This is a genomic window from Hydrotalea flava (assembly GCF_001623405.1).
GTDB lineage: Bacteria > Bacteroidota > Bacteroidia > Chitinophagales > Chitinophagaceae > Hydrotalea > Hydrotalea flava.
Genome location: NZ_LUHG01000074.1, coordinates 1 through 21,621 on the forward strand (window position 1 = coordinate 1; position 21,621 = coordinate 21,621).

22 protein-coding genes are annotated in these 21,621 nt (G+C 37.6%); 15 read left to right on the plus strand and 7 right to left on the minus strand.

The annotated features are described in order from the left end of the window. On the plus strand, nt 1–1,987 hold a 1,987-nt coding region (locus A0F92_RS08375; protein WP_068244211.1), incomplete at its 5' end, for an alpha-L-rhamnosidase-related protein. 54 nt (nt 1,988–2,041) lie between these two features. Here the strand turns inward: A0F92_RS08375 and A0F92_RS08380 are convergent. Genes A0F92_RS08380 through A0F92_RS08390 form a run of 3 tightly spaced genes read right to left on the minus strand, consistent with a single transcriptional unit; the run spans nt 2,042 to nt 4,653 of the window. After that, nucleotides 2,042–2,791 (minus strand): ABC transporter ATP-binding protein, encoded by a 750-nt coding sequence (locus A0F92_RS08380; protein WP_068244214.1) that lies wholly within the window; start codon nt 2,789–2,791, stop codon nt 2,042–2,044. A 12-nt stretch (nt 2,792–2,803) separates the two neighbouring features. Then, on the minus strand, nt 2,804–3,682 hold the full coding sequence (locus A0F92_RS08385) for an ABC transporter permease (protein ID WP_068244216.1): 879 nt from the start codon (nt 3,680–3,682) through the stop codon (nt 2,804–2,806). Beyond that, nucleotides 3,682–4,653, minus strand: a complete 972-nt coding sequence (locus tag A0F92_RS08390) for an ABC transporter substrate-binding protein (RefSeq protein WP_068244280.1) — start codon at nt 4,651–4,653, stop codon at nt 3,682–3,684. The genes A0F92_RS08385 and A0F92_RS08390 overlap by 1 nt, the downstream gene beginning before the upstream one ends. Before the next feature lie 302 nt (nt 4,654–4,955). Between A0F92_RS08390 and A0F92_RS08395 the strand changes: the two genes are divergently transcribed. The 9 genes from A0F92_RS08395 to A0F92_RS08435 all read left to right on the plus strand — a co-directional run bounded on the left by A0F92_RS08395 (nt 4,956) and on the right by A0F92_RS08435 (nt 12,682). Next, the gene (locus A0F92_RS08395; protein WP_253810296.1) at nt 4,956–5,327 is read left to right on the plus strand and encodes an ArsR/SmtB family transcription factor; all 372 of its coding nucleotides are present in this window, start codon (nt 4,956–4,958) and stop codon (nt 5,325–5,327) included. Continuing rightward, nucleotides 5,324–5,941, plus strand: coding sequence for a mercuric transport protein MerTP (gene merTP / locus A0F92_RS08400; protein WP_068244222.1), 618 nt, complete (start codon nt 5,324–5,326; stop codon nt 5,939–5,941). Before A0F92_RS08395 ends, merTP begins: the two co-directional genes overlap by 4 nt. A gap of 34 nt (nt 5,942–5,975) precedes the next feature. After that, the gene (locus A0F92_RS08405) at nt 5,976–6,356 is read left to right on the plus strand and encodes a heavy-metal-associated domain-containing protein (protein WP_068244225.1); all 381 of its coding nucleotides are present in this window, start codon (nt 5,976–5,978) and stop codon (nt 6,354–6,356) included. Nucleotides 6,357–6,444: 88 nt separating this feature from the next. After that, a complete protein-coding gene (merA, locus tag A0F92_RS08410) occupies nt 6,445–8,148 on the plus strand; it encodes a mercury(II) reductase (protein WP_068244228.1) in 1,704 nt (567 codons plus the stop codon). Nucleotides 8,149–8,440: 292 nt separating this feature from the next. Further along, the gene (locus A0F92_RS08415; RefSeq protein WP_068244232.1) at nt 8,441–8,818 is read left to right on the plus strand and encodes a metal-sensing transcriptional repressor; all 378 of its coding nucleotides are present in this window, start codon (nt 8,441–8,443) and stop codon (nt 8,816–8,818) included. 53 nt (nt 8,819–8,871) lie between these two features. Next, nucleotides 8,872–9,156, plus strand: a complete 285-nt coding sequence (locus A0F92_RS08420; protein WP_068244235.1) for a glutaredoxin — start codon at nt 8,872–8,874, stop codon at nt 9,154–9,156. Between the two features lie 46 nt (nt 9,157–9,202). Next, nucleotides 9,203–11,599, plus strand: coding sequence for a heavy metal translocating P-type ATPase (locus A0F92_RS08425; RefSeq protein ID WP_167516938.1), 2,397 nt, complete (start codon nt 9,203–9,205; stop codon nt 11,597–11,599). 34 nt (nt 11,600–11,633) lie between these two features. Further along, a complete protein-coding gene (locus A0F92_RS15570; RefSeq protein ID WP_167516939.1) occupies nt 11,634–11,999 on the plus strand; it encodes a heavy-metal-associated domain-containing protein in 366 nt (121 codons plus the stop codon). Then, nucleotides 11,996–12,682 carry a cytochrome c biogenesis CcdA family protein gene (locus tag A0F92_RS08435; protein ID WP_068244242.1) on the plus strand — a complete coding sequence of 229 codons (687 nt, stop codon included), beginning with the start codon at nt 11,996–11,998 and terminating at the stop codon, nt 12,680–12,682. The genes A0F92_RS15570 and A0F92_RS08435 overlap by 4 nt, the downstream gene beginning before the upstream one ends. Nucleotides 12,683–13,047: 365 nt before the next feature. On the opposite strand, the gene nagA is transcribed toward A0F92_RS08435, so the two are convergent. From nagA to A0F92_RS08455, 4 genes are read right to left on the minus strand one after another with little or no spacing between them, the layout of a single operon-like run. Continuing rightward, nucleotides 13,048–14,157 (minus strand): N-acetylglucosamine-6-phosphate deacetylase, encoded by a 1,110-nt coding sequence (gene nagA / locus A0F92_RS08440; protein ID WP_068244246.1) that lies wholly within the window; start codon nt 14,155–14,157, stop codon nt 13,048–13,050. Continuing rightward, the gene (locus A0F92_RS08445) at nt 14,150–14,941 is read right to left on the minus strand and encodes an amidohydrolase (RefSeq protein ID WP_068244249.1); all 792 of its coding nucleotides are present in this window, start codon (nt 14,939–14,941) and stop codon (nt 14,150–14,152) included. Before A0F92_RS08445 ends, nagA begins: the two co-directional genes overlap by 8 nt. Nucleotides 14,942–14,951: 10 nt before the next feature. Next, nucleotides 14,952–15,893, minus strand: coding sequence for a lipid A-modifier LpxR family protein (locus A0F92_RS08450; protein ID WP_068244252.1), 942 nt, complete (start codon nt 15,891–15,893; stop codon nt 14,952–14,954). After that, nucleotides 15,890–16,372, minus strand: coding sequence for a regulatory protein RecX (locus tag A0F92_RS08455; RefSeq protein ID WP_253810298.1), 483 nt, complete (start codon nt 16,370–16,372; stop codon nt 15,890–15,892). Before A0F92_RS08455 ends, A0F92_RS08450 begins: the two co-directional genes overlap by 4 nt. Nucleotides 16,373–16,514: 142 nt before the next feature. Here A0F92_RS08455 and dnaN point away from each other — a divergent pair, with 142 nt between their 5' ends. From dnaN to A0F92_RS08480, 5 genes are all read left to right on the plus strand, one after another. Beyond that, entirely contained in the window at nt 16,515–17,630 is a 1,116-nt protein-coding gene (gene dnaN, locus A0F92_RS08460; protein WP_068244256.1) for a DNA polymerase III subunit beta, read from the plus strand. Between the two features lie 98 nt (nt 17,631–17,728). Continuing rightward, on the plus strand, nt 17,729–18,556 hold the full coding sequence (locus A0F92_RS08465; protein WP_253810299.1) for a sterol desaturase family protein: 828 nt from the start codon (nt 17,729–17,731) through the stop codon (nt 18,554–18,556). 35 nt (nt 18,557–18,591) lie between these two features. Beyond that, nucleotides 18,592–19,326 carry a 3-deoxy-manno-octulosonate cytidylyltransferase gene (kdsB, locus tag A0F92_RS08470; protein ID WP_068244260.1) on the plus strand — a complete coding sequence of 245 codons (735 nt, stop codon included), beginning with the start codon at nt 18,592–18,594 and terminating at the stop codon, nt 19,324–19,326. Between the two features lie 109 nt (nt 19,327–19,435). Then, nucleotides 19,436–19,816: a DUF5684 domain-containing protein gene (locus A0F92_RS08475; RefSeq protein WP_068244263.1), complete on the plus strand. Its 381-nt coding sequence runs from the start codon at nt 19,436–19,438 to the stop codon at nt 19,814–19,816. A 232-nt stretch (nt 19,817–20,048) separates the two neighbouring features. After that, on the plus strand, nt 20,049–21,536 hold the full coding sequence (locus A0F92_RS08480; protein ID WP_068244266.1) for a glycoside hydrolase family 32 protein: 1,488 nt from the start codon (nt 20,049–20,051) through the stop codon (nt 21,534–21,536). Nucleotides 21,537–21,621 lie beyond the last annotated feature (85 nt).

Consider the following 21,621-nt stretch of genomic DNA (forward strand, 5'->3'; position numbering starts at 1 on the left):
GGTATTGGTGGGCGATGATGCATTAGAAAAAATACTCAATACCAATAGCACCTGGAAGAGTTATCGGTGTATGGCTTATCGGCCATTGCCGGGTATTGACTACAGTGCATACTATGTTGCCGGTCCGGGCGAAATAGTTGATATGCATCAATTCCCGCTTCAATGGCAACAAAATAATTTTGATGACAGCCAATGGCAACCGGCTCAACAAATTGGCTGGTCGGGTGCTAAACCCAAAGGTATAGGTGATATTAACGAATGGATGTTGATTCCCGATCCATTACCTGCTATGGAATTAAAGTTGCAAAGAATGACTTATATACGGAGTGCCATTGGTGTAACTATCTCCCATGATTTTTTAAGTGGAAAAGCTGCTTTTCAAGTTCCTGCGTACACTACTGCTACTATTTTATTGGATCAGGGTGTATTAACCAATGCTTATGTGCATCTTTTATTTTCAGGAGGAAATGGAGCAACGATAACCTGCACTTATGCAGAAGCATTGTTTGAAAAAGATAAAGAAGGAAAGCCCATACTTGAAAAGGGAAACCGTAATGATATTGCCAATAAAATAATATTGGGAAGAAAAGACAGCATCATTTCTTCCGGTGTTGCAAAGCAAGCATTTAATTCATTGGCATGGCGCACTTTTAGATATATTCAACTCAACATAACCACACAAAACGAGCCCATTTCAATAGAAGACTTTTATAATACTTTTATCGGATATCCTTATCAACAAAATGCAAGTGTGCAAACAACGGATACGCTTTTACAAAAAATACTGAACATAGGATGGCATACTGCCCGTTTATGTGCTATTGAAACGTTTATGGATTGCCCTTACTATGAAGAGCTGCAATATATTGGCGATAGTCGTATTCAGGCTTTAATTGGTTTATACAATAGTGGCGATGACCGGTTGGTTAAAAATGCATTGAACCAAATGGACCATTCCAGAATTGCAGAAGGGATTACCTTAAGCAGGCATCCATCATTCACCCCGCAACAAATTCCCACCTTTTCGTTGTGGTATATTGGCATGTTGGCCGATTATTGGAAATACCGTGGTGATAGTGCTTTTATTGCCAATAAATTGCAGGGAGTAAGAAATATTTTATGGTTTTTTCAGCAATACCAACAAGCAGACGGAACATTGCGTAAAGTGCCCTATTGGATGTTTACGGATTGGGTAGATGGTTATAAAGGCTGGAATGGTGGAACGGCACCGTATGGAAAAGATGGTTCATCTGCTATTTTAGATTTACAACTGTTATGGGCCTACCAATTGGCAGCATCATTAGAAGCACAAATGGGTATGCCGGCTTATGCAAAATTATACAACGCAAAGGCTATACAGTTACAAACAACCATTCAAAAAAAATATTGGTATAGCAATAAGGCATTATTTGCCGATACTGATGAGGGTGATCAATTTTCTCAGCACGCCAATGCACTGGCCATTTTAACACATACCATCACAGGGAAACAGGCAACTGCGCTGGCTCAGCAACTTTTGCATAACAAACAATTGGCTCCTGCATCTATTTATTTTAAATATTACCTGTATCAGGCACTGGTAATGGCAGGTTTGGGAAACGATTATTTACAGTGGTTAGATATATGGAAAGAAAACATTGCAATGGGCTTAACCACCTGGGCCGAAACATCGGATATTAATGGTTCCAGATCAGATTGTCATGCCTGGGGGGCCAGTCCGAATATTGAAGTATATAGAACCATATTGGGAATAGATAGTGATGCACCGGGATTTAAAAAAGTAAAAATTACACCACATCTCGGAAATATAATAGAAATAAGCGGGCAAATGCCGCATCCCAATGGAATGTTACATGTGGCCTATAAAAAAAATGGTAATAAATGGACCATTACAATTGTGTTGCCTAAAACGGTTACGGGGCAATTGGTTTGGAACAATAAAATATATGTCTTGCAAAGTGGTAATAATGTGTTTGCGTTAGATTGAGTTGCTGATGTAAATAGGTAAGCGCTAAATTATTACCAGTAAAAATTTGATGGATCAACCAAACCATTCATACATATTTTGCAATAATAAGTTATGCTTTTCAGTTGCATTCAGGTCACGCACTAATTTCCCTTCATGTATTTGTAGCAAGCGATTGCCATATTGCTGGGCATCTTTTAAATTATGTGTAATGAAAATGGCTGTTAATTGATATTCTTCAATAAGCGACTGTGCGACTTTCAAAATAATATCAGCCGACTTTGGATCAAGGGCAGCAGTGGGTTCGTCTAATAATAAAACGGTAGTTGTATCCATAATGCTCATCAACAGGGTAAGTGCCTGCCTTTGCCCGCCCGATAAGGTACCCATGGGTTGATTTAATTTATTTTCCAAACCCATTCCCAAACGTGCAATGGTATTTTGTACTCTCCTTTTAAATGCAGTATTGATGCCTATTTTTAATGGTTTGCTTTGTGTTCTTAATGCCGCCAGTCTAAAATTATCCAGAATAGTAAGGTCGGGGGCCGTACCATCAAACGGGTTTTGAAAAACCCTTGCAATCCATTTGCTTCTTTTATAATCCGGCAAAGTGGTTACCTCTTCTCCGGCAATCCATACTTTCCCTTTTGTTGGAATCACAGCTCCTGCAATGGTATTAAACAAAGTGGTTTTACCTGAACCGTTAGCGCCAATAATGATGACAAATTCACCCTGCTGAATATTCAATGATACATTGTTCAATGCCATCACTTCATTCACCCTTCCCGGATTAAAAACTTTTGTTACTTGTTCTAATTGTATCATTCCCAAAACAGATTATTCATTTTGATGTATTAGTACATTTTTTACCCTGGGTAAAGCAACAATTAACAATACAAAAAGGGCTGTAACCAATTTCAATATATTGGGATCCACACCCAATGATAAGGTAACTGCCAGTACCATTTGAAAAATAAAGCTGCCCGCAATAACCAGTACAATTTGCCAACCAATTGCAACAATATTGAGCCAAATGCGCAAAGCATCTGCAATTAAAACGGAGCCCAAACCAACAATTACAATACCAATGCCCATATTAATATCGGTAAAACTTTGGTATTGAGCTACCAATGAGCCACTTAGTGCCGTTAAAGCATTGGCCATGGCCAGTCCAATAATTTTCATTCTGTTATTGTTAATTCCTAACGATCGGGTCATGCTACTGCTATTCCCGGTTGCCCGCATGGCAATACCAAAATCGGTTAATAATATAAACCATAACAGCAATACAAAAAATCCAATTATTAATGTGCCGGTAAAAAGAGCATTATAAGTTGAATTATTAAAAAAATGTATGTATGTAAACAAAGTGGACAGATTAACCAGTGGAATATTAGAACGCCCCATAATCATTAGATTTATCGAATATAATCCGGTCATTACTAAAATGCCCGCCAGTAAAGCATCAATTTTAAGTTTGGTATGAATATAAGCAGTGCAAATACCCGCGGTGGCTCCGGCCAACATGCTAATGAACATTGCCGGGAATAAAGGCCAGTGGTTTACCAATAACAATGCAGTAACAGCCGCACCTAACGTGTAACTGCCATCGGTAGTAATATCGGGAATATTAAAGATGCGCATGGAAATAAAAACACCCATCGACATGGCCCCGAGGCACAACGATAGAACCAATGCAGATAAATAAAAGTCCATTATTGTATGGGTTTATAATCCGGAGAAAATTGTAAATGATACCTTTTAGCAACTGCAGGATTATATACTCTGTTTCTAATTTTTACCATTTGCCACTGCAACCCTTTTGTGCTTTTTGTTTGCAAAAAATCAGCTGCCTGTTCTCCAGCCTGATAGCCCCAGTCGTAAATATTCGCACCAAATGCAGCTACGGCACCACGGGCTACTAATCCTGCCTCACTCGTAAAAATAGGTACATTTTGTTCATTGCAGGCTTTTACAATATTTTCAAAAGAAGCAAAAACCGTGTTGTCTGGATTGGCAAAAAATGCATCAATGTGTTTCGATAAAAGCGATTGTGTTACCAATAAAACATCGGCACTGCTGTTTACCGGCAATGCAACCAATTGAATATGGTTAGCTGAAGCCAGATTTTTAATACGGTTAATGGCCTCAACCGATTGAGGTTCTGACTGATTGAAAATCATACCCACCGTTAATGGTTGATTGGCAGCAGAATGTACTATTTGTGGAATCAGTAAAAAGGAAGTATCGATATAATTTAAGTTTTCGCCCACGCCAAACAAATTAGGTGGGGGGTTACCTTGTGCATCGGTTAAATGCATGAGTTGCGGCGTTGCAGCTACCATCATAAATACAGGAATGGTTTTAGTATTCTGAATGGCAGTAATGGTAGGCAGGGTAGTATTCGCAGCAATTAATGTAACTTTTTCAGTAATAAAGTAGCGAATAATTTGTGTTAAAGTAGGTATACTGCCTTGTGCATTGCGGTATATAATTTTTACAGTGCCTTTGCTTTCATCAAAACCGTGCAATTTTAATGCATCTATAAATCCGGTTTTTGCCTGTTCAATGGTATTATCTTCAAATGCATCGGCAAAACCTACAACAGGAATATTGCTTTTAGGGTTGTTGCAGGCGGTTAAGCATAAAATAAAAAATATAAAAGTGCAATATTTTGAAGGCTTCATGCCGTTGTAAAATTTTAATAGCTCCATTAACAACAATTTTTATTGATTGTTTAAAATTAGGCAGCAGGGTTGGTTTTTCCATATTTATTTATCGGAAAAAACGCTATGATGATTTATAAAGTGTAAAAAGCCATCAGCTCATTTTCGTAATTAAGCCATCAGTTTTCTCTTTTGTCAGGAAATAAATCGTTCAACGACTATTGGGTATAATAAAATCTAAAAAGCAGGGTTTAACAAAATATTTATTTAAGTATTTGCTTAAATAATAAATAAAGTATAGTTTTGCTGAAAATATCAACAATATGAGTGCTTGTATTCGTTTATATGCCGATCCTGTTCAAATTAATCAGTGCAAAGAAAAATTAGAACAAACCCAGGAAGCATTCGCTACCATGTCGGGAGTATTGGCATTGGCCGGTAATGAAGCCCGTTTAAAGATTTTATATTTATTGGAAGAAGAAAAAGAATTATGCCCTTGCGATTTAAGTGATATTTTAGGAATGAGTATTCCGGCCATATCACAACACCTGCGAAAAATGAAGGATGGCGGAATTATTCAGGCCAGAAAAGAAAGGCAAACCATTTTTTATTCATTAAAGCCCGAGCATTTAAAAATGCTGCGCGGTTTATTTAAATACATTCAACAACTCAAACAACAAAATCAATTCGTATGAAACAGGAAAAATCAAACGGAAAAACCTGGATAGCCGTATTGGCAACAGCTTTTATTGCCTCTTTATGCTGTATTACACCGGTACTGGCTTTAATAAGTGGTGTTACCGGCATTGCATCTGCTTTTTCGTGGATGGAGCCTTACCGCCCCGTTTTAATTAGTATAACCATACTGGTATTAGCATTTGCTTGGTATCAAAAATTAAAATCCCGAAGTGCTAATGAAATTGCCTGCGATTGTGAAGAAGACAAACCTTCATTTTGGAAAAGCAAATCTTTTTTAGGTATTGTGACTGTTTTGGCTGTATTGCTAATGGCTTTCCCTTCCTACTCCTCTATCTTCTTTCCTAAAATAGAAAAAAAGGAAGTGGTGTATGTTGATAAATCAGCTGTGCGAACCGTAAAATTAAAGATTGAAGGAATGGATTGTGAAGCCTGCAGCTCAACTATTAATCTGGCTTTATCAAAAGTGCCGGGAGTAATACAATTTGAAACCGCTTTTAAAGATGCCAGCAGTACAGTAGAATACAATGCCGCTGAAACCAAATTAGATACGATTGTGAATGCCGTAAACGCAACCGGATACAAAGTTTCAGGCGTATCGGCAGTAGAATAAACATTGAATGTTTTTTTAAATTTAAATTTTTACCATGAAATACATATTCATATTGTTGGGTACTATCACAACCATTGGCATAATAGGCATGTGTGGTTGCGGGGGTAGTTGTGCTGCAAAAGCAATACATACAAACACCCAACAGGTTATGCTGCATACCCAAGATGATATTAAAACTGTTACATTTAAAATTACAGGAATGTCTTGTGCAGGATGCTCTAATCATATTCATTCCGAATTAGCTAAAACGAGTGGAATTATTAGCGATGTAATTCAATATCCTGGAAATACCTGCATCATTAAATATGACGCTTCAAAAATTTCTGAAAAAGCAATCATTGCTGTGATTGACAAGGCAGGATATAAGGCAGTTGTAATGAAGGACAAAAGCAAGACGAATACTGCTGATAACTGATATATGATATATGAACCGTATTTAATAAAAGCAGTATGGGTATGCAAAATTGCCCCAATATTATTCATCAATTAATTAATATATTTCAATGAGTTTCTTTAAAAAATCAAATGCCGATAACAAGTCAGATAATACGCAAAATGATGCGCAACAAGAAAAAATTTTGTTGAAAATTACCGGTATGACCTGCGAGCATTGTGCCCGTACTGTTGAAAAAATCATTCATTCTAATCCCGGAATTGTAAGCGCCAATGTTCAGTTTCAGGAAGGAAAAGGGGAAGTGGTTTTTAACCCGAAAACGGGGAACGCAGATACAATTGTTGCTTCTATCAATCGTTCTGCAAGTTATCGGGCACAAAAAAATCTGGGTGTTTCCGGGGCTCACCATTTTGATTTGATTATTATTGGTGGTGGCTCTGCCGCTTTTTCGGCAGCTATTCGAGCAGAAAGTTTAGGTCTTTCTACTTTAATGGTCAATGCCGGACTTCCTTTTGGCGGCACTTGTGTAAACGTGGGATGTGTGCCCTCTAAAACTTTAATCAGAGCTGCTGAAGCCGCTTATCATGCCTCACATTCCAATTTTTCAGGCATCAAACCCAAAGGCTTTGACATTGATTTTGCGCAGGTAATCAAAGATAAAAAAGCATTGGTGCATACCCTGCAGCAAAAAAAATATATGGATGTGGTACAAGATTTTAAACAGCTTACCATGATCAATGGATGGGCCAATTTTGAAGATGCAAAAACAATTGTAGTGAATGGAAAAGATAAATATACTGCCCTGAAATTTATTATTGCCACAGGTGCTACTACTAATGTTCCGAACATTGAGGGGCTGGATTCCATTGGTTATTTGACCAATGTTTCTTTATTCGATTTAGAAGAACAACCCACAAGTATTACCATTATGGGTGCCGGTTATATAGGATTGGAAATTGCGATGGCCTATAACCGTTTGGGAACAAAAGTGCGTATTATTGAATTTACAGATAGGGTTTTGCGTACCCAGACGCCCGACATTAGCGAAGAAATTGAGCAACACATGCGGAATGAGGGCATAGAAATATTGCCCAATTTCCGGGCTGTTAAATTTGAAAAATCAGGCAACAACATTACTATTCATTGCAAATGCCCGGATGGTTCTTTTACCCAATTGATTGAACCGGGTAAAGTGGTAGTAGCATCTGGCACAAAAGCCAATACAGAAAAATTAGGATTAGAAAAAATTGGGCTGAAATTAACCCCCAAGGGCCATATTCAGGTAAATGCAATGATGGAAACCAACCTACCCAATATTTATGCCGTTGGCGATGTGGCTAACACACCCGCCTTTGTATACACTGCTGCTTATGAAGGAAAAATTGCGGTTGAAAATGCATTTACCGGAAGTGAGCATAAAACCGATTATGCTGCTTTGCCCTGGGTAGTATTTACCGATCCGCAAATAGCAGGGGCTGGTTTAGATGAAGTGCAGGCTGCGGCACTCAATATTCCTTTTGAAGTTTCTAAACTAACATTAAATAATGTACCCCGTTCACTCGCAGCAAACGACACAAGAGGCTTTATTAAATTGATACGCAATAAGGAAACCGATGCTTTGATTGGTGCAAGAGTGGTAGCCCCCGAAGGCGGCGAATTAATTGAATTGCTGAGTATGGCTATTCAACAACAAACAACTATTAAAGCTTTGGCTGAAAATTTATATCCCTATCTAACATTGGGTGAGGGTATTAAATTAGCGGCCATAACTTTTGGTAAAGATGTATCTAAGCTAAGTTGCTGCGCTAGTTGATAAAAAATTAAATAGGTAACATTACCTTTTATTTAAGTGGAAGGGAATAAAACAATTAAATTATAATACCCAAATTTTTAAGGCAAACGCTTAATTTTTCGAAATAATAACACCATTTATTACATGCAAGTTAGCTATGCCAAAATATTTATATCACTACCGATAGTCCATTCATATTAATGGTCATTCTGAATTGCTGTGGTTTGAATTTTAAAAGTTTCTAAAAAACAAAATATATTTTGGTGAAGACCCCCCCCGGCACAATATTTTCGTTTATTATAAATCTTAGTTTATGATTCCAAACGAATTAACAGGCGATTTAAAAAAACGCCTCTCCACAGTAATAGGTCAAATAGAAGGTATTTTAAATATGATAGATAATGACACCGACTTTGACAAAATATTGGTGCAATTTAAAGCCGCTGATCATGGATTACAAAAAGCACATTACTTATTACTTGATGAGGTATTTAGAAAAAGTTTAGCGCTAAAACTTGTGCATGTAATGAATACCTGCCCTGGAAACTGTCAGGATGCTGAAAAAATTGAATTTATCAAAGAAAAGTTTCCTGTATTTGAACTTGATGAGCTCACTTCTAAAATAAAAGAGATCAATGCTATCAATAAACGATTGGAAGAACATAATAAAAACATTTCTAAAAAAGATTAGGAGAACACCCACCAGCCATCTGAACTTTGTTCTATAATCAAAATTTTAAAGTTATGGAAACTCAAACAAAAAGAAAAATTGAATTATTTACTGCCGGTTGTACTGTTTGTGAACCCGTAGTAGAAATGGTAAAGGCAATGGCCTGCAGTTCTTGTGAAGTAATTATTTATAATGTAGCTGAGTCTTGCGATTCAAAAGAATGCCTTAATAAATTAGAGAACTTCGATATTAACACAGTGCCTGCAATTGCTGTAAACGGCAAGCTATTGTCCTGCTGCCAGCATAAAGGAATTTCTGTGGAAGAATTGAGGAGCGCAGGCATAGGGAATGTGGCATAATTTATCTACGCTTAATTAATTTACTTTACTCATTACTTTAATTGTTATGGCTATTGAAAGTGTTCAAATGAAAGTTTCCGGTTTGATGTGTTCTTTCTGCACTATGAGTGTAGAAAAAGCATTAAAACGCAATCCGACTATTAGAAGTGTGATGGTGAATCTTGTTCATGGTATTGTATTAGTGGAAGCGGATACTTCTAAAATGAGCCGTGAACAACTGGCTGAAGCTGTGGAAAGCCTCGGCTATAGTGTTTCATCTACCGAAGTGCAACAATATAAAACGGATGAAGATATTTTTAATTTAATAAAACAGCGTGGTACTATTGGTATGGTGGCTTCTGTAATTGATTTATTAGTTGATCCTTTGAATCTCTTTGGTTTGCAGCAAGTATATCGTGCATGGTTTAGCTTAGTTATTGCTGCATTTATTTTATTTTGGGTTGGATATCCTGTTTTACGGAAAACCATAATGGCTATAGGCCAAAGGGTAATTAATGCAAATGTATTATTATCTGTTGGTGCCTGGGGTTCTTTTATAGTAGGAGTTGTCTCTCTGTTCAATCCGGCACTACCCAATTTTTTGCCGGTAGCTGCCTGGTTAATGTCACTTCATTTGTTCTTTGCATATTTCAAGTTAGACACCCGTAAAAAAGCTTCTGATGCTGTTCGAAAACTAATTGATTTACAGCCGGCTAAAGCAAGGGTTTTGAGAGGTGAACAATATGTAGATGTATTGACAAAAGATGTATTGGTTGGTGAAATGGTAGAAGTTAGACCAGGTGAAAGAATACCATTAGATGGTGTAGTATTGAATGGGGGCGCAAGTGTTGATGAAGCAAGTTTTACGGGTGAAAGTACACCCTCAAATAAAGAAATTGGTTCTAATGTAATAGGTGGTACACTAAATCTTGATGGAGCCTTACAAATTAAAGTTTCTAAGATTGGTCAGGATAGTTTCCTAAGCCAAATTGTTAGTTTAATGAGCCGCATCGCTGAAAAGAAACCGCCTGTTGAATTGTTGGCAGATAAGCTCATGAACTATTTCGGACCGGTTGTATTTATTACTGCTACTATTGCCTTCATTATATGGGGGTTGGTAACCGGTAATTATATTCAGGCAACGCTAGTATTACTTACTACCATCATTATGGGTTATCCATGTGCCTTAGGTATTACTACGCCCATGCTTGCTGCAATAGCTGGCGGTAAAGGAATTTCAATTGGGCTGCTTGTAAAAGCTAGTGAGGTATTTTACGGGTTATCAAAAGTTGATACCATTGTTTTTGATAAAACAGGCACACTTACTTATGGTAAACCTACCGTAACAGATGTACATGCTTTGAATGGTGATAAGATAGAACTTTTATCTGTTGCAGATGCATTGGAAACTAAATCTGAACATCCTATAGGGCAAGCCATTGCTTTTTTTGCACAAAAGGAGGCTGCGCCTAAATTATCTGTAAATAATTTTAAAGCTATACCTGGCAAAGGTGTTGCAGGAAGTATAAATGACGAAACAATACTGGCAGGAAAACCTTCGTTTATAGAACAAAGTGGTATTAATATTTCAAAAGAAATAAGAATTTTAATAACAGCTTTAGGCAGTGAAGGGAAAACTACTGTGCTTGTTTGCAAAGGGAATCATGTAATGGGTGTTATAGCTTTGCAAGACACACCACGACCCACGGGTGCTCAGGTAATAGCAAAGATGAAGCATAGAGGTATAAGAACAGTAATGCTTACAGGTGATACTAAACAATCAGCAGTTCCAATTGCAGAAAAATTGGGTATTGATGAAGTACAGGCCGAATTATTACCCGGTGAAAAAGCAAGCGCCATTGAAGCATTACAAAAGAAAGGTTATAGAGTTGCAATGGTGGGTGATGGAATAAATGATGCCCCTGCTTTGGCTCAATCTGATGTAGGAATTGCAATAGGTGCAGGTACTGATGTAGCTATAGAAGCTGCGGGTGTTATCTTAATTGGCGACAAATTGATAGATGTATTGAATGCAGTTATACTGGGAAAAGCAAGTTATAAAACATTGACAAGTAATGTGGTTATTGCCGTGCTGTTTAATATTGCGGGAATGCTGTTGGCAGCATTTGGTTTTATAACTCCAATACTTGCTATTGTAATAATGATAATAAGTATTTTTTCTATATTAATTAATACGCTCCGCATAAGGTCTTTAAGGCTCGAAACTATTAAGGAAGAAGTAACTGCAGGTTTAACCGAAGCACGGTTTAAAGTTTCTAATATGGTATGTGAAGGTTGTGCAGAAAGGATAACTACTTCCCTCATTGCTTTACCAGGTGTAAAACTTGTAAAGCCTAAAATTTTACAAAAGCAGGTACAGATTAATTATTATCCTGAAATAACAAAGCATGAGGAATTGAAAAGTGTTTTGGATAAACAAGGGTTTACAGCAGTTGAAGTATAAATGTATTATAAAAAATCATCAATAAAAAATATTTATGTTAAAGATAAAATTATTGCATATCAAGGAACTAATACCTTGCATCGTGATTATAGCCTTGTCTGTTGCTTCCTGTGTTCAACAACAAAAACAAGATGGAACTACAACGGTTAAAGAACAAACAAAAACTGTAGTAATGAAAAAAGTAAAAATGTCGGTTGACGGTATGACATGTAGTGCTTGTCAGTCTAATGTAAAGAGTGCAATTAAGTCAATTAATGGAGTTTCAGATGTAGAAGTAAATCTCGAAAAGAGATATGCTTACTTCATTTATGACCCGCAAAAGGTAAAAGTTGATCAGATACAAAAAGCGGTAAACGACAAAGGATATAAAGCTGGAAATCCTCAAGAAGTAAAGCAATGAGTTTAGAACATTTTTTACAGCAGTTTAACCATACACTTGCTAATAGATCTGTTTATAGTCTAATAATTGCTATGGGTGCAGGGATTATTACAACAGGTGTATGTCCATGTACTTTACCTGTGGGACTTGGTATAGCAGGTCTTACAAGCAGCAATTCAGAAAAGAAATCTAATAGAGGTGTAATGATCGCCTTTGCATTCTTTTGTGGCATAGTCGTTTGTCTTTCTGTATTAGGAACTATAGCAGGGAAATTAGGTATATTTTTTACTGAAGAGTTTGGTCAGTATTGGGCTTTATCTATGGCATTAATAGCGGCAATTGCCGCTATTGTTGCCTTTTATGGACCTCACGTCACTATATCTAAATTAGCCTCTTTTCGCCGCCCTGGTATAGGTGGCTCTTTTGTTTATGGATTGATATTTAGTTTAGGAACCTCCGCCGCTCCTCTATTATTGCTTCTTTCAGTGGCTACTGCTACCGCAAATCCTCTTTATGGTGTTGTACTTGCTCTGGCCTTTGGTATTGGAAGGGGATTGCCATTCTTAATTGTTAGCATCTTTGCCAATACTGTTGCAGGGTTTGCACAACTTACATGGTTGAGACGAAGCATACAAATAGTTAGTGGGCTTGCTTTACTTTTTGTTTGTTACTACTATATTAATGTATTTATCGGGTTACAATAAAATTTTAATTAAAAATAATTAAGTTTACGTGGAAACAACATTTACAAAAAATTAATTCCTGACTTTAAATTAATATCGAAAAAATAAAATTTAATTGATTGTTAAAAAATTTAATTTAGAATAATTTTATGTATTATGTTGAGTGAGACAATAAAATTTTGTGTTGTAAAGACAAGCCTGCACTGAGTGGTGGAGCCAGTTAGATATAAGGGGAAATTGAATGAAGCAGAAAATTTATGATGATATATTAAAAGCAAAACGAAGATGCTTAAATTTTTTTATAACGAAAATTTTCCCATACCAATACCGAATAAAAAAAGGCTGCATAGTACTTTTAAGTCTCGCCCGATTCAAAATTTCAAAATTCATTCAACTATCCAGATTTCGCCATTGAAACAATTCAACAGTTCATAATCTTCATCCATTACAATAAAACAGGCCTTGTATTTTTCTTTCAGTAAGCCTAAACCGTTATGTAATCCAAGCATTTTGGCCGGGTATGTGCTACACATATTCATAGCAGTTTCAGGACTTAGTTTTACTTCGTTTATTAAATTTTTCAGGGCTTTGTGCATAGTTAAGGCAGAACCGCTTAAAATACCATTGCTTTCATATTTATCGCCATTTAAATAATGCTGATAAGGCCCGGAATGGGTAGTGGTAACGGCATCTGTTATGGCAAACAATCGATCTTGCATCAGTTTTTGTGCTATTTGTACGGCCTCAAAACGCACATGGTGGCCATCCGGTATAATAGACGACATTACCGTAGGGTGCAATAAGGAAGCACCTACCAATCCTGGCTCACGGTGTGCCAGTGGACTCATAGCATTGTACAAATGCGTTACCGTTGTAATGCCGTTATTAAAAGCAGCTGTTGCCTGCTGACAGGTGGCATTGCTGTGCCCGGCTGAAACAATAATACCGGCTTGTAGTAATTGCTGTATGATACTGCTGTCGCAAACTTCCGGCGCTAATGTTATCATTTTAATAACGTCTTTTCCATAAGCCAATAATTCATCTACTTCTTCAAATGTGGGTGAATGAATGAGTGCTTCAATATGCGCCCCTTTTTTTGTAGGATGAATCCATGGCCCTTCCAAATGCAATCCCAAACAACCTTTGCCGCCTTCTTTCCAATAGGCTCTTACCGCATCAATACAGGCATACATCACTTCTTTGGTATTGGTGGCTACGGTGGGTAAAAAGTGCAACGCACCCCCCTTGCTGCAATAATCGTACAATGCCCATAAACTTTTGGAAGAAGGATATACCGATAATAATTGTTCATGTGCTCCGTAAATCTGTGCATCTATGAAAGCAGGTGCAATGATGGGGTAGATGGTAGCATTTTCAGCCACATCAAAAGCTTCAATTTTGGTAATTATACCATCGGTAATATGTATGCAATGTTGCTGTAACCATCGGGTGCCTGTAAACATTCTGCTGGCGTAAATAATTTTCGTTTTAAGCATGGTGTATGGTAAATGTGTCGGCATCGGCTAAAAATGGGAATTTTGCACGTACCTCCTGTAAAAAAATTGCATCTAAAACAATATTGCCAATAGCCTCATAGCCGCTTTCGTGCCATATTATTTCACCCATCGGGTTTATAGCCATGCTATCGCCACTATGTGCAATGCCATTACCGTCTTTCCCAACCCTATTCACGCCAATAACATAGCATTGGTTTTCAATAGCCCTTGCCACTAATAAGCTTTTCCAGGCATGTATTCTTTTTTCGGGCCAATTGGCAACATACAATAATACATCATATTCCGGTGGATGGGTAGATTGTTGTCGGGCCCAAACCGGGAAGCGTAAATCGTAACAAATTTGAAGATTGATTTTCCATCCATTTACAGAGGCAATCAATCGGCTGTTTCCCGGAGTATAATGTTCATTTTCGCCGGCATAGGCAAAGCAATGGCGTTTGTCATATTTCCCCATTTGTCCGTTTGGCAACATCCATATTAACCGGTTATAAAAATGATTGTTTTCTGTAATAATCATACTGCCTGTTACAATGGTTTTTTTTGTTGCTGCCATACGTTTCATCCATTCAATCGTAGTGCCTTGCATGGTTTCGGCAAGCCGTTCAGATTGCATACTAAAGCCGGTGCTAAACATTTCGGGCAGTACCACCAAATGGGTACCCATAGGAACACGGTTTATTTTTTCTTCCAATTGTTTTAAGTTTTCGGAAATATTTTCCCAAACTAAATCGGCTTGAATAAGACTGATATGTAAGGCTGTCATAAATCTTGTTTTAACGAAAACGATACGCTAATTGTAAAGATGCATAGCGTTGCGGTAAATACTGGGTAATACACTCTTTGGTTTGGTATACAATTTCTACTTTACTCATCCACCTGGCTTTTGTAAAAACCATTCCCCAGCTTTGCTGGTACATCCATTGTTCAGGCGTACCTGCAATAGTAGTAGCTGTGTTGCTGCTACTGCCTTGTATGGTAGCATTGTATCCCTGCAGCGTTAGCTGAGGATAAAAGTACACAAACCATTCAAATGAATGGGTATTGTTGTTGGGCAATTGGCTAATATCTGCATCCCAAAGTGCACTGTTTTCGTTGTGGTGGTAAATTCCCCAAACCAGCATCATTCCAAATTTAGCATTGGTGTACACATTGCCTGCATTGAGTTCAATAACAGGAACAATTTTAGCAGATTTTTCCTGAGCTAATGCCGGAATAAAGGGGGTATACCGTAATCCTGCATTCAATGTAAAGGGCACCTGCACCTGTTTATACCAATCATTTACCGGATATAAACCAAGGGTATGGTGCAGTTCGTTTTGAAAATTTTGGCCTAATGAGTTATTTCCGATGGTGCCCACTGCCACATTCCACTGCAAACCAAATTTTTTTTGTAAACGGGTATGTTTGTATTGCACAAATAAATAACCACAATAAGGCCTGTCTACGCTATCGGGATAATAAGTCAGTAATCGTGGGGTATACAAAGCCTGCCCCGCTTCAAAACCATGTATAATAGTGGCTGTTTGGTTTTTGCCAGCCCTGTTGTACTGAAAATACAATCCATTGGTATAATATTTATCATTGCTTTGCAACAGGTAAGCATCATTATCGGTAGTAATAGAGAATGACTGATGAAAGCTGTTTGTTGATGCCTCCTGCGAATAGGCGGCAGTTATCCAGCAACAGCAAATACCTATCCGCCAAAAATATTTCATGCAGTTTTTGTTTGTTCTTTTAACAATTGTATTTGCTGTGCAATGAGTGCAGGCTCATATCCTTTTTGTTGTAAATAGACCCGTGTTTTGGCCATTTTGGCAAAGTAATAATCACCCTGAAGGCTTTGCCATTTTTTTGAAGCCAACTCCTGCAGTGTTTGCCGGTATTGGGTTTCATCAATGGAAGCAAGTGCTTTTTTAATATTATAGGCACTTACTTTTTTTCGTTTTAGTTCAAATTCAATTTTTTTACGCCCCCATTTTTTTTGCCTGAAATGGCCGCCTGCAAATAAGATAGCAAAACGACTTTCGTTTAAATAGTTTTCTTCAATTAACCCGGTCATTATTTTTTCTATATCGGTTGTATACAGTCCAAAGCCATACAATTTTTGTTTTACCTCATCATGGCTGCGTTCGCAATAGGCACAATAATGCTTTATTTTTTGAAGGGCCTGTTCCGGTGTAAGTTTTTGCTGCATGCGGTTCATTTCTGCTTTGCGGTTCAAAACTAAATCATTCAAATTGGAATAGCCGCAATTATGTTAATAACCGGAAATAATTTCTGTATGAAATATTAACAAATTACAGTAGGTTTGTTGCCATTACAAAATTGAGAAAAATATGAAGTTTATTGTATCCTCATCCTCACTATTAAAGCAATTGCAACATATAAGCGGGGTAATTAGCGCCAATACCGTATTGCCCATTCTGGAAGATTTTTTGTTTGAAATAGAAGGAAAAAAGCTGAATGTAGTAGCTACCGATTTAGAAACTGTAATGCGGGTGCAATTAGAAGTAGAAAGTAAAACCAACGGGAAAGTCTGCATTCCCGCTAAAATTTTAATGGATACATTAAAAAATATTGCTGACCAGCCGCTCACTTTTGATATTGATAAAAATTATGCAGTTGAAATTACCAGCGATAATGGCAAGTATAAAGTAATGGGCGAAAATCCGGATAATTTCCCCAAAGAGCCGGTGGCAGATGATGCTACTGCTTTTACAATGACCAGCAGCGCCTTAGTTACTGCCATTAATAAAACCCTGTTTGCCGTTAGTAATGATGATTTAAGGCCGGCTATGACGGGTGTGTTTTTTGAGTTAAGTACAGAATCGGTTCAGTTTGTAGCCACCGATGCCCACCGATTGGTAAAATACAAACGTACCGACGCCAAAGCATCTGTCGATGATTCCTTTATTGTTCCCAAAAAACCATTGAACTTATTGAAAAATGCGTTGCCGGATAATGAAGATGAAATTAGCCTGAGTTATAACAGCAGTCATTTATTTGTAAGTCATGGACAAATACAAATGACCTGCCGCTTAATTGATGCACGTTTTCCCGATTATAAAGTGGTGATTCCTGTTGATAATCCGTATAAGTTGATTGTGAATAAGGCCGATTTTCAGAATGCGTTGCGCAGGGTGAGTGTATTCTCCAACAAAAGCACTAATCAGGTAGCCCTCACCATTAGCAGTAATGAGTTGCATTTAATTGCCCAGGATGTTGATTTTAGTTTTGAAGGCAATGAAAGAATGGCTTGCCAGTTTGATGGAGGCGATTTGCAAATTGCTTTTAATGCACGGTTTATGATTGAGATGCTGAATGCTGCCGATACTACCGAAGTGGTAATAGAATTATCTACCCCCACCAAAGCAGGTATTATTAAACCATCTGAACAAGCCGAAAATGAAGAATTAGTGATGTTGGTAATGCCATTGATGCTCAATAATTAAACGAACTTCCACTTTCCATAATACAGCCCCGCAAACAGCGGGGTTTGGTTTTTATGAAATCGCAATTTTTTGTACATTGAGTACAATTGATTGCCGATATGATAGAAAATATAATTCAACATTTTCAAACACTTGACCTGCGGCCATTAGAACGGATGATTATTTTAGTGGCGGGTTTATTGTTTTTCTGGATTTGGGAAGGCGCTATACCATTGCTGCCACTCAGCTATAAAAAAAATAAGCTGCGCCATGCAGGCGTAAATCTGGCATTTACAGTGATTCATTTAATCATTCATACCTTTTTAGCCATTTTTATTATTGAGATAAGCGATTGGTGTGCTGCAAACGGTTTTGGATTGGTGTATTGGTTGCATGCCGGAATTTGGGGCACCATTCTAATTGTATTTCTGGTTTTAGATTTTTTTGGCGGATGGCTGGTGCACATTACCCAGCATAAAGTAGCCTTTCTATGGCGTTTTCACGTGGTGCACCATGCCGATAACAATGTAGATGTTACCACCGGTTTACGCCATCATCCTATTGAAAGTGTATTGCGGGGGTTGTTTTTCTTTTTGGGTATTTTAGCCAGCGGTGCACCCATGTATGCCGTAATGATTTTTCAAACTATACTGGTAGCCGATACCGCATTTACACATGCCAATCTTCGCTTACCCAATTGGTTAGATAAGGGTATGAGTTATCTACTGGTTTCGCCCAACATGCACAAAGTACACCACCATTGGCAACAACCGTATACCGATAGTAATTATGGCGCCATCCTTTCTGTTTGGGATCGGTTGTTGGGCACATTTAAACATTTGGCACCATCAAAAATAAAATATGGTTTAGATAAATATTACCCCAATCAAAAAGATGAAGATTTTATGCAGCTCCTAAAACAACCTTTTCAAAAAATTAAAGAGTAGTTTTCTAAATTTGCCATCTTTGTAAAAAAAATTGCATGAAGATTGTTGCACTAATCCCTGCCCGTTATGCTGCTACCCGCTATCCTGCTAAATTAATGCAATTACTGGGCAATAAAACTGTTATTCGCCATACTTACGATAATACAGTAGCCACCGGCTTGTTTAATGAAGTTTGGGTAGTAACCGATAGTGCCGTTATTTTAAATGAAATTGTGGAACATGACGGAAAAGCCTTGATGAGTAAAAAAAATCATGAAAGTGGCAGTGATCGGATAGCCGAAGCTGCAGAACAATTGGATGCAGATATTATTGTAAATGTGCAGGGCGATGAGCCTTTTGTACAAAAAGCACCCTTGCAACAATTGCTGCATGTGCTGAATGACCCACAGGTGCAGGTTGCTTCTTTAATGCAGGTGTTGCATGATGAAAAACTGATTGTCGACCCTAATTATGTAAAAGTTGCTGTTGATAAAAACAATAATGCTTTGTTTTTTAGTCGCAGTGTAATACCTTATAGAAGAGATACTGCCACAACTCCGGTATATTATGAACATATTGGCGTATACGCATTTAAAAAGCGAGCCTTACTGCAGTTTACCAACTGGCCCATAACGCCGCTTGAAGCCGCAGAAAAAATCGAATGTCTGCGTTATTTAGAAAATGGCGTACCCATTAAAATGGTGCTTACGGAATATATGGGTGTTGAAATTGATACACCGGACGATTTGGAAAAAGCAGGTAAATTATTACAAGAGAAAAAAGATAATTAATCAGCACGCTCCACTATTTTTTTACAACTATTGCATAAGTGGTTTTGATTGTTTATTTTAACCGGTAAAATATTAACCAAAAAGGTTATAACACTTAAAACAACAACTTATGAACGACTTTCCTTTTGCCTTGTTTGGCACCTTTACATTTGCTTATTTGGCCATTATTTTATTAGTGCTGATAGCACAATGGAAGATTTTTGAAAAGGCCGGACAACCCGGATGGGCTTGCATTATTCCCATTTACAATTTTATTGTTTTAATGCGAGTAATTGGTAAACCCTGGTGGTGGTTACTGCTTATGCTCATTCCATTTGTAAACATTGTGCTGGCCATTTGGACTGTAAACCTGCTTTCTAAAAGTTTTGGAAAAGAAGAAGGCTTTACAATTGGCTTATTACTATTGCCTTTCATCTTTTATCCTATTCTGGCATTTGGTGATGCTGTCTATAAAGGCCCTGCGGGAAATAATTATGTAGCAATGGCATAAACATTTCAATCCGGGCATTTATTTCCAAAAAAGCCTGTTCTGCAATTTTTGCAGTGCAGGCTTTTTTATGCTTTTCTAAATAATTTAATACAAGCTTATATGCCATTACGTAGTATTTATACATTAATTTTGCCTGAACTTTCTATTCAAGTTATTGATGATACTATTCCTGTGAAGGCACCTTCAAAATAAGTGAATTTAGGCAATGCATTACCTATTTAAATTGGTGTTCATGAAAAGAAATGTACTCTTACTTTTAATGGTATGGATGATGAATGGTTCTGTATTTGGGCAGTTAAAATTGTATGGCGAAAATTATCGCCCTCAGTTTCATTATACCCCGGCACGTAATTGGATGAATGATCCCAATGGGTTGGTTTTTTACAAGGGGCAATACCATTTATTTTATCAATATAATCCCTATGGTAATTTATGGGGGCATATGTCCTGGGGGCATGCAGTGAGTAAAGATTTAATTCATTGGAAACAATTACCTGTGGCTTTGGAAGAAGCAAATGGGATCATGATATTTTCAGGTTCTGCAGTAGCCGACATCAACAATACCAGTGGTTTCGGTTCTAAGAATAATCCGCCTTTGGTAGCTGTTTACACCGGCAGTACCGATACCCTGCAAACACAAAATTTGGCTTATAGCACTGATAATGGATTGCAGTGGAAAAAATACACCGGAAATCCGGTGCTTAATGAAAATAAAAAAGATTTTAGAGATCCCAATGTATTTTGGTATGCACCGGAAAAACAATGGGTAATGAGTTTGTCTTATCCAGTTACACATCAAATTGCATTTTATGGTTCAGCCAATTTAAGAAACTGGAAGCAACTGGGAGTTTTTGGTCCGGCAGGCGATACTTCCGGGGTTTGGGAATGCCCCGATTTAATGAAAGTGCCCGTAATGGGGCAACCGGGAATGTATAAATGGGTGCTTTTCACATCGCAAAATGCAGGCATGCAATATTTTGTAGGCAATTTTAATGGTAAAAATTTTGTAAGCGAAAATCCGAAATCAAAAATTTTAAAACCCGATTTTGGTACCGATTATTATGCGGCCATAGCCTATCATTCCAATCCCTTAGGCAAGCCCGTCAGCATAGGTTGGGTGAACAACTGGAATTATGCCAATGAAATTCCTACCTATCCCTGGAAAGGTGCCGCAGCATTACCCAGAACTTTACAACTTAAAAAAGTAAACGATAGTTGGCAGTTAATTCAAACCCCAGTGCCTGCTTTGCAATTATTACGAAAACAACCGGTGGTTTATTCCGTTAAAAACCTCACTAAAAAAACAGATACCCTCTCTTTTAAAGGAAATGTTTGGGAGGGTGAATTTATAATGCAACCGGCAGCAACCGGCGAAACCGGCATTCAATTGGCAGTTGGTAACGGACTGGGGATGACGATTGGTTACAATTCAGTTACAAAACAGGTATTTATTAACAGAAGTAATACACCCGATTATTTTAGTGCAGCATTTGCAGCAAGACCGGTTTCTGCAGCTCCTGTTCGTTTAGTGAATAATGAATTGAAATGGCAGTTGTTTTTTGATAAAAGTATTGTTGAAGTATTTGTAAATAATGGCGAACAGGTTTTTACGGTTCAGGTATTTCCAGGAGAAGAAAACAATGCCTTAACCATTTATAGTACCGGCGAAGGTGCTGTTTTTAAACGCATTACTATTTGGCCCATGAAATCAATTTGGTAATATTTTTCAAACGCAGATGATATCTTTGTATAGCTTTCGGGTTGCAAAAGATAGCACCGGCTTAACCCCGTAAAGCATTATAAGT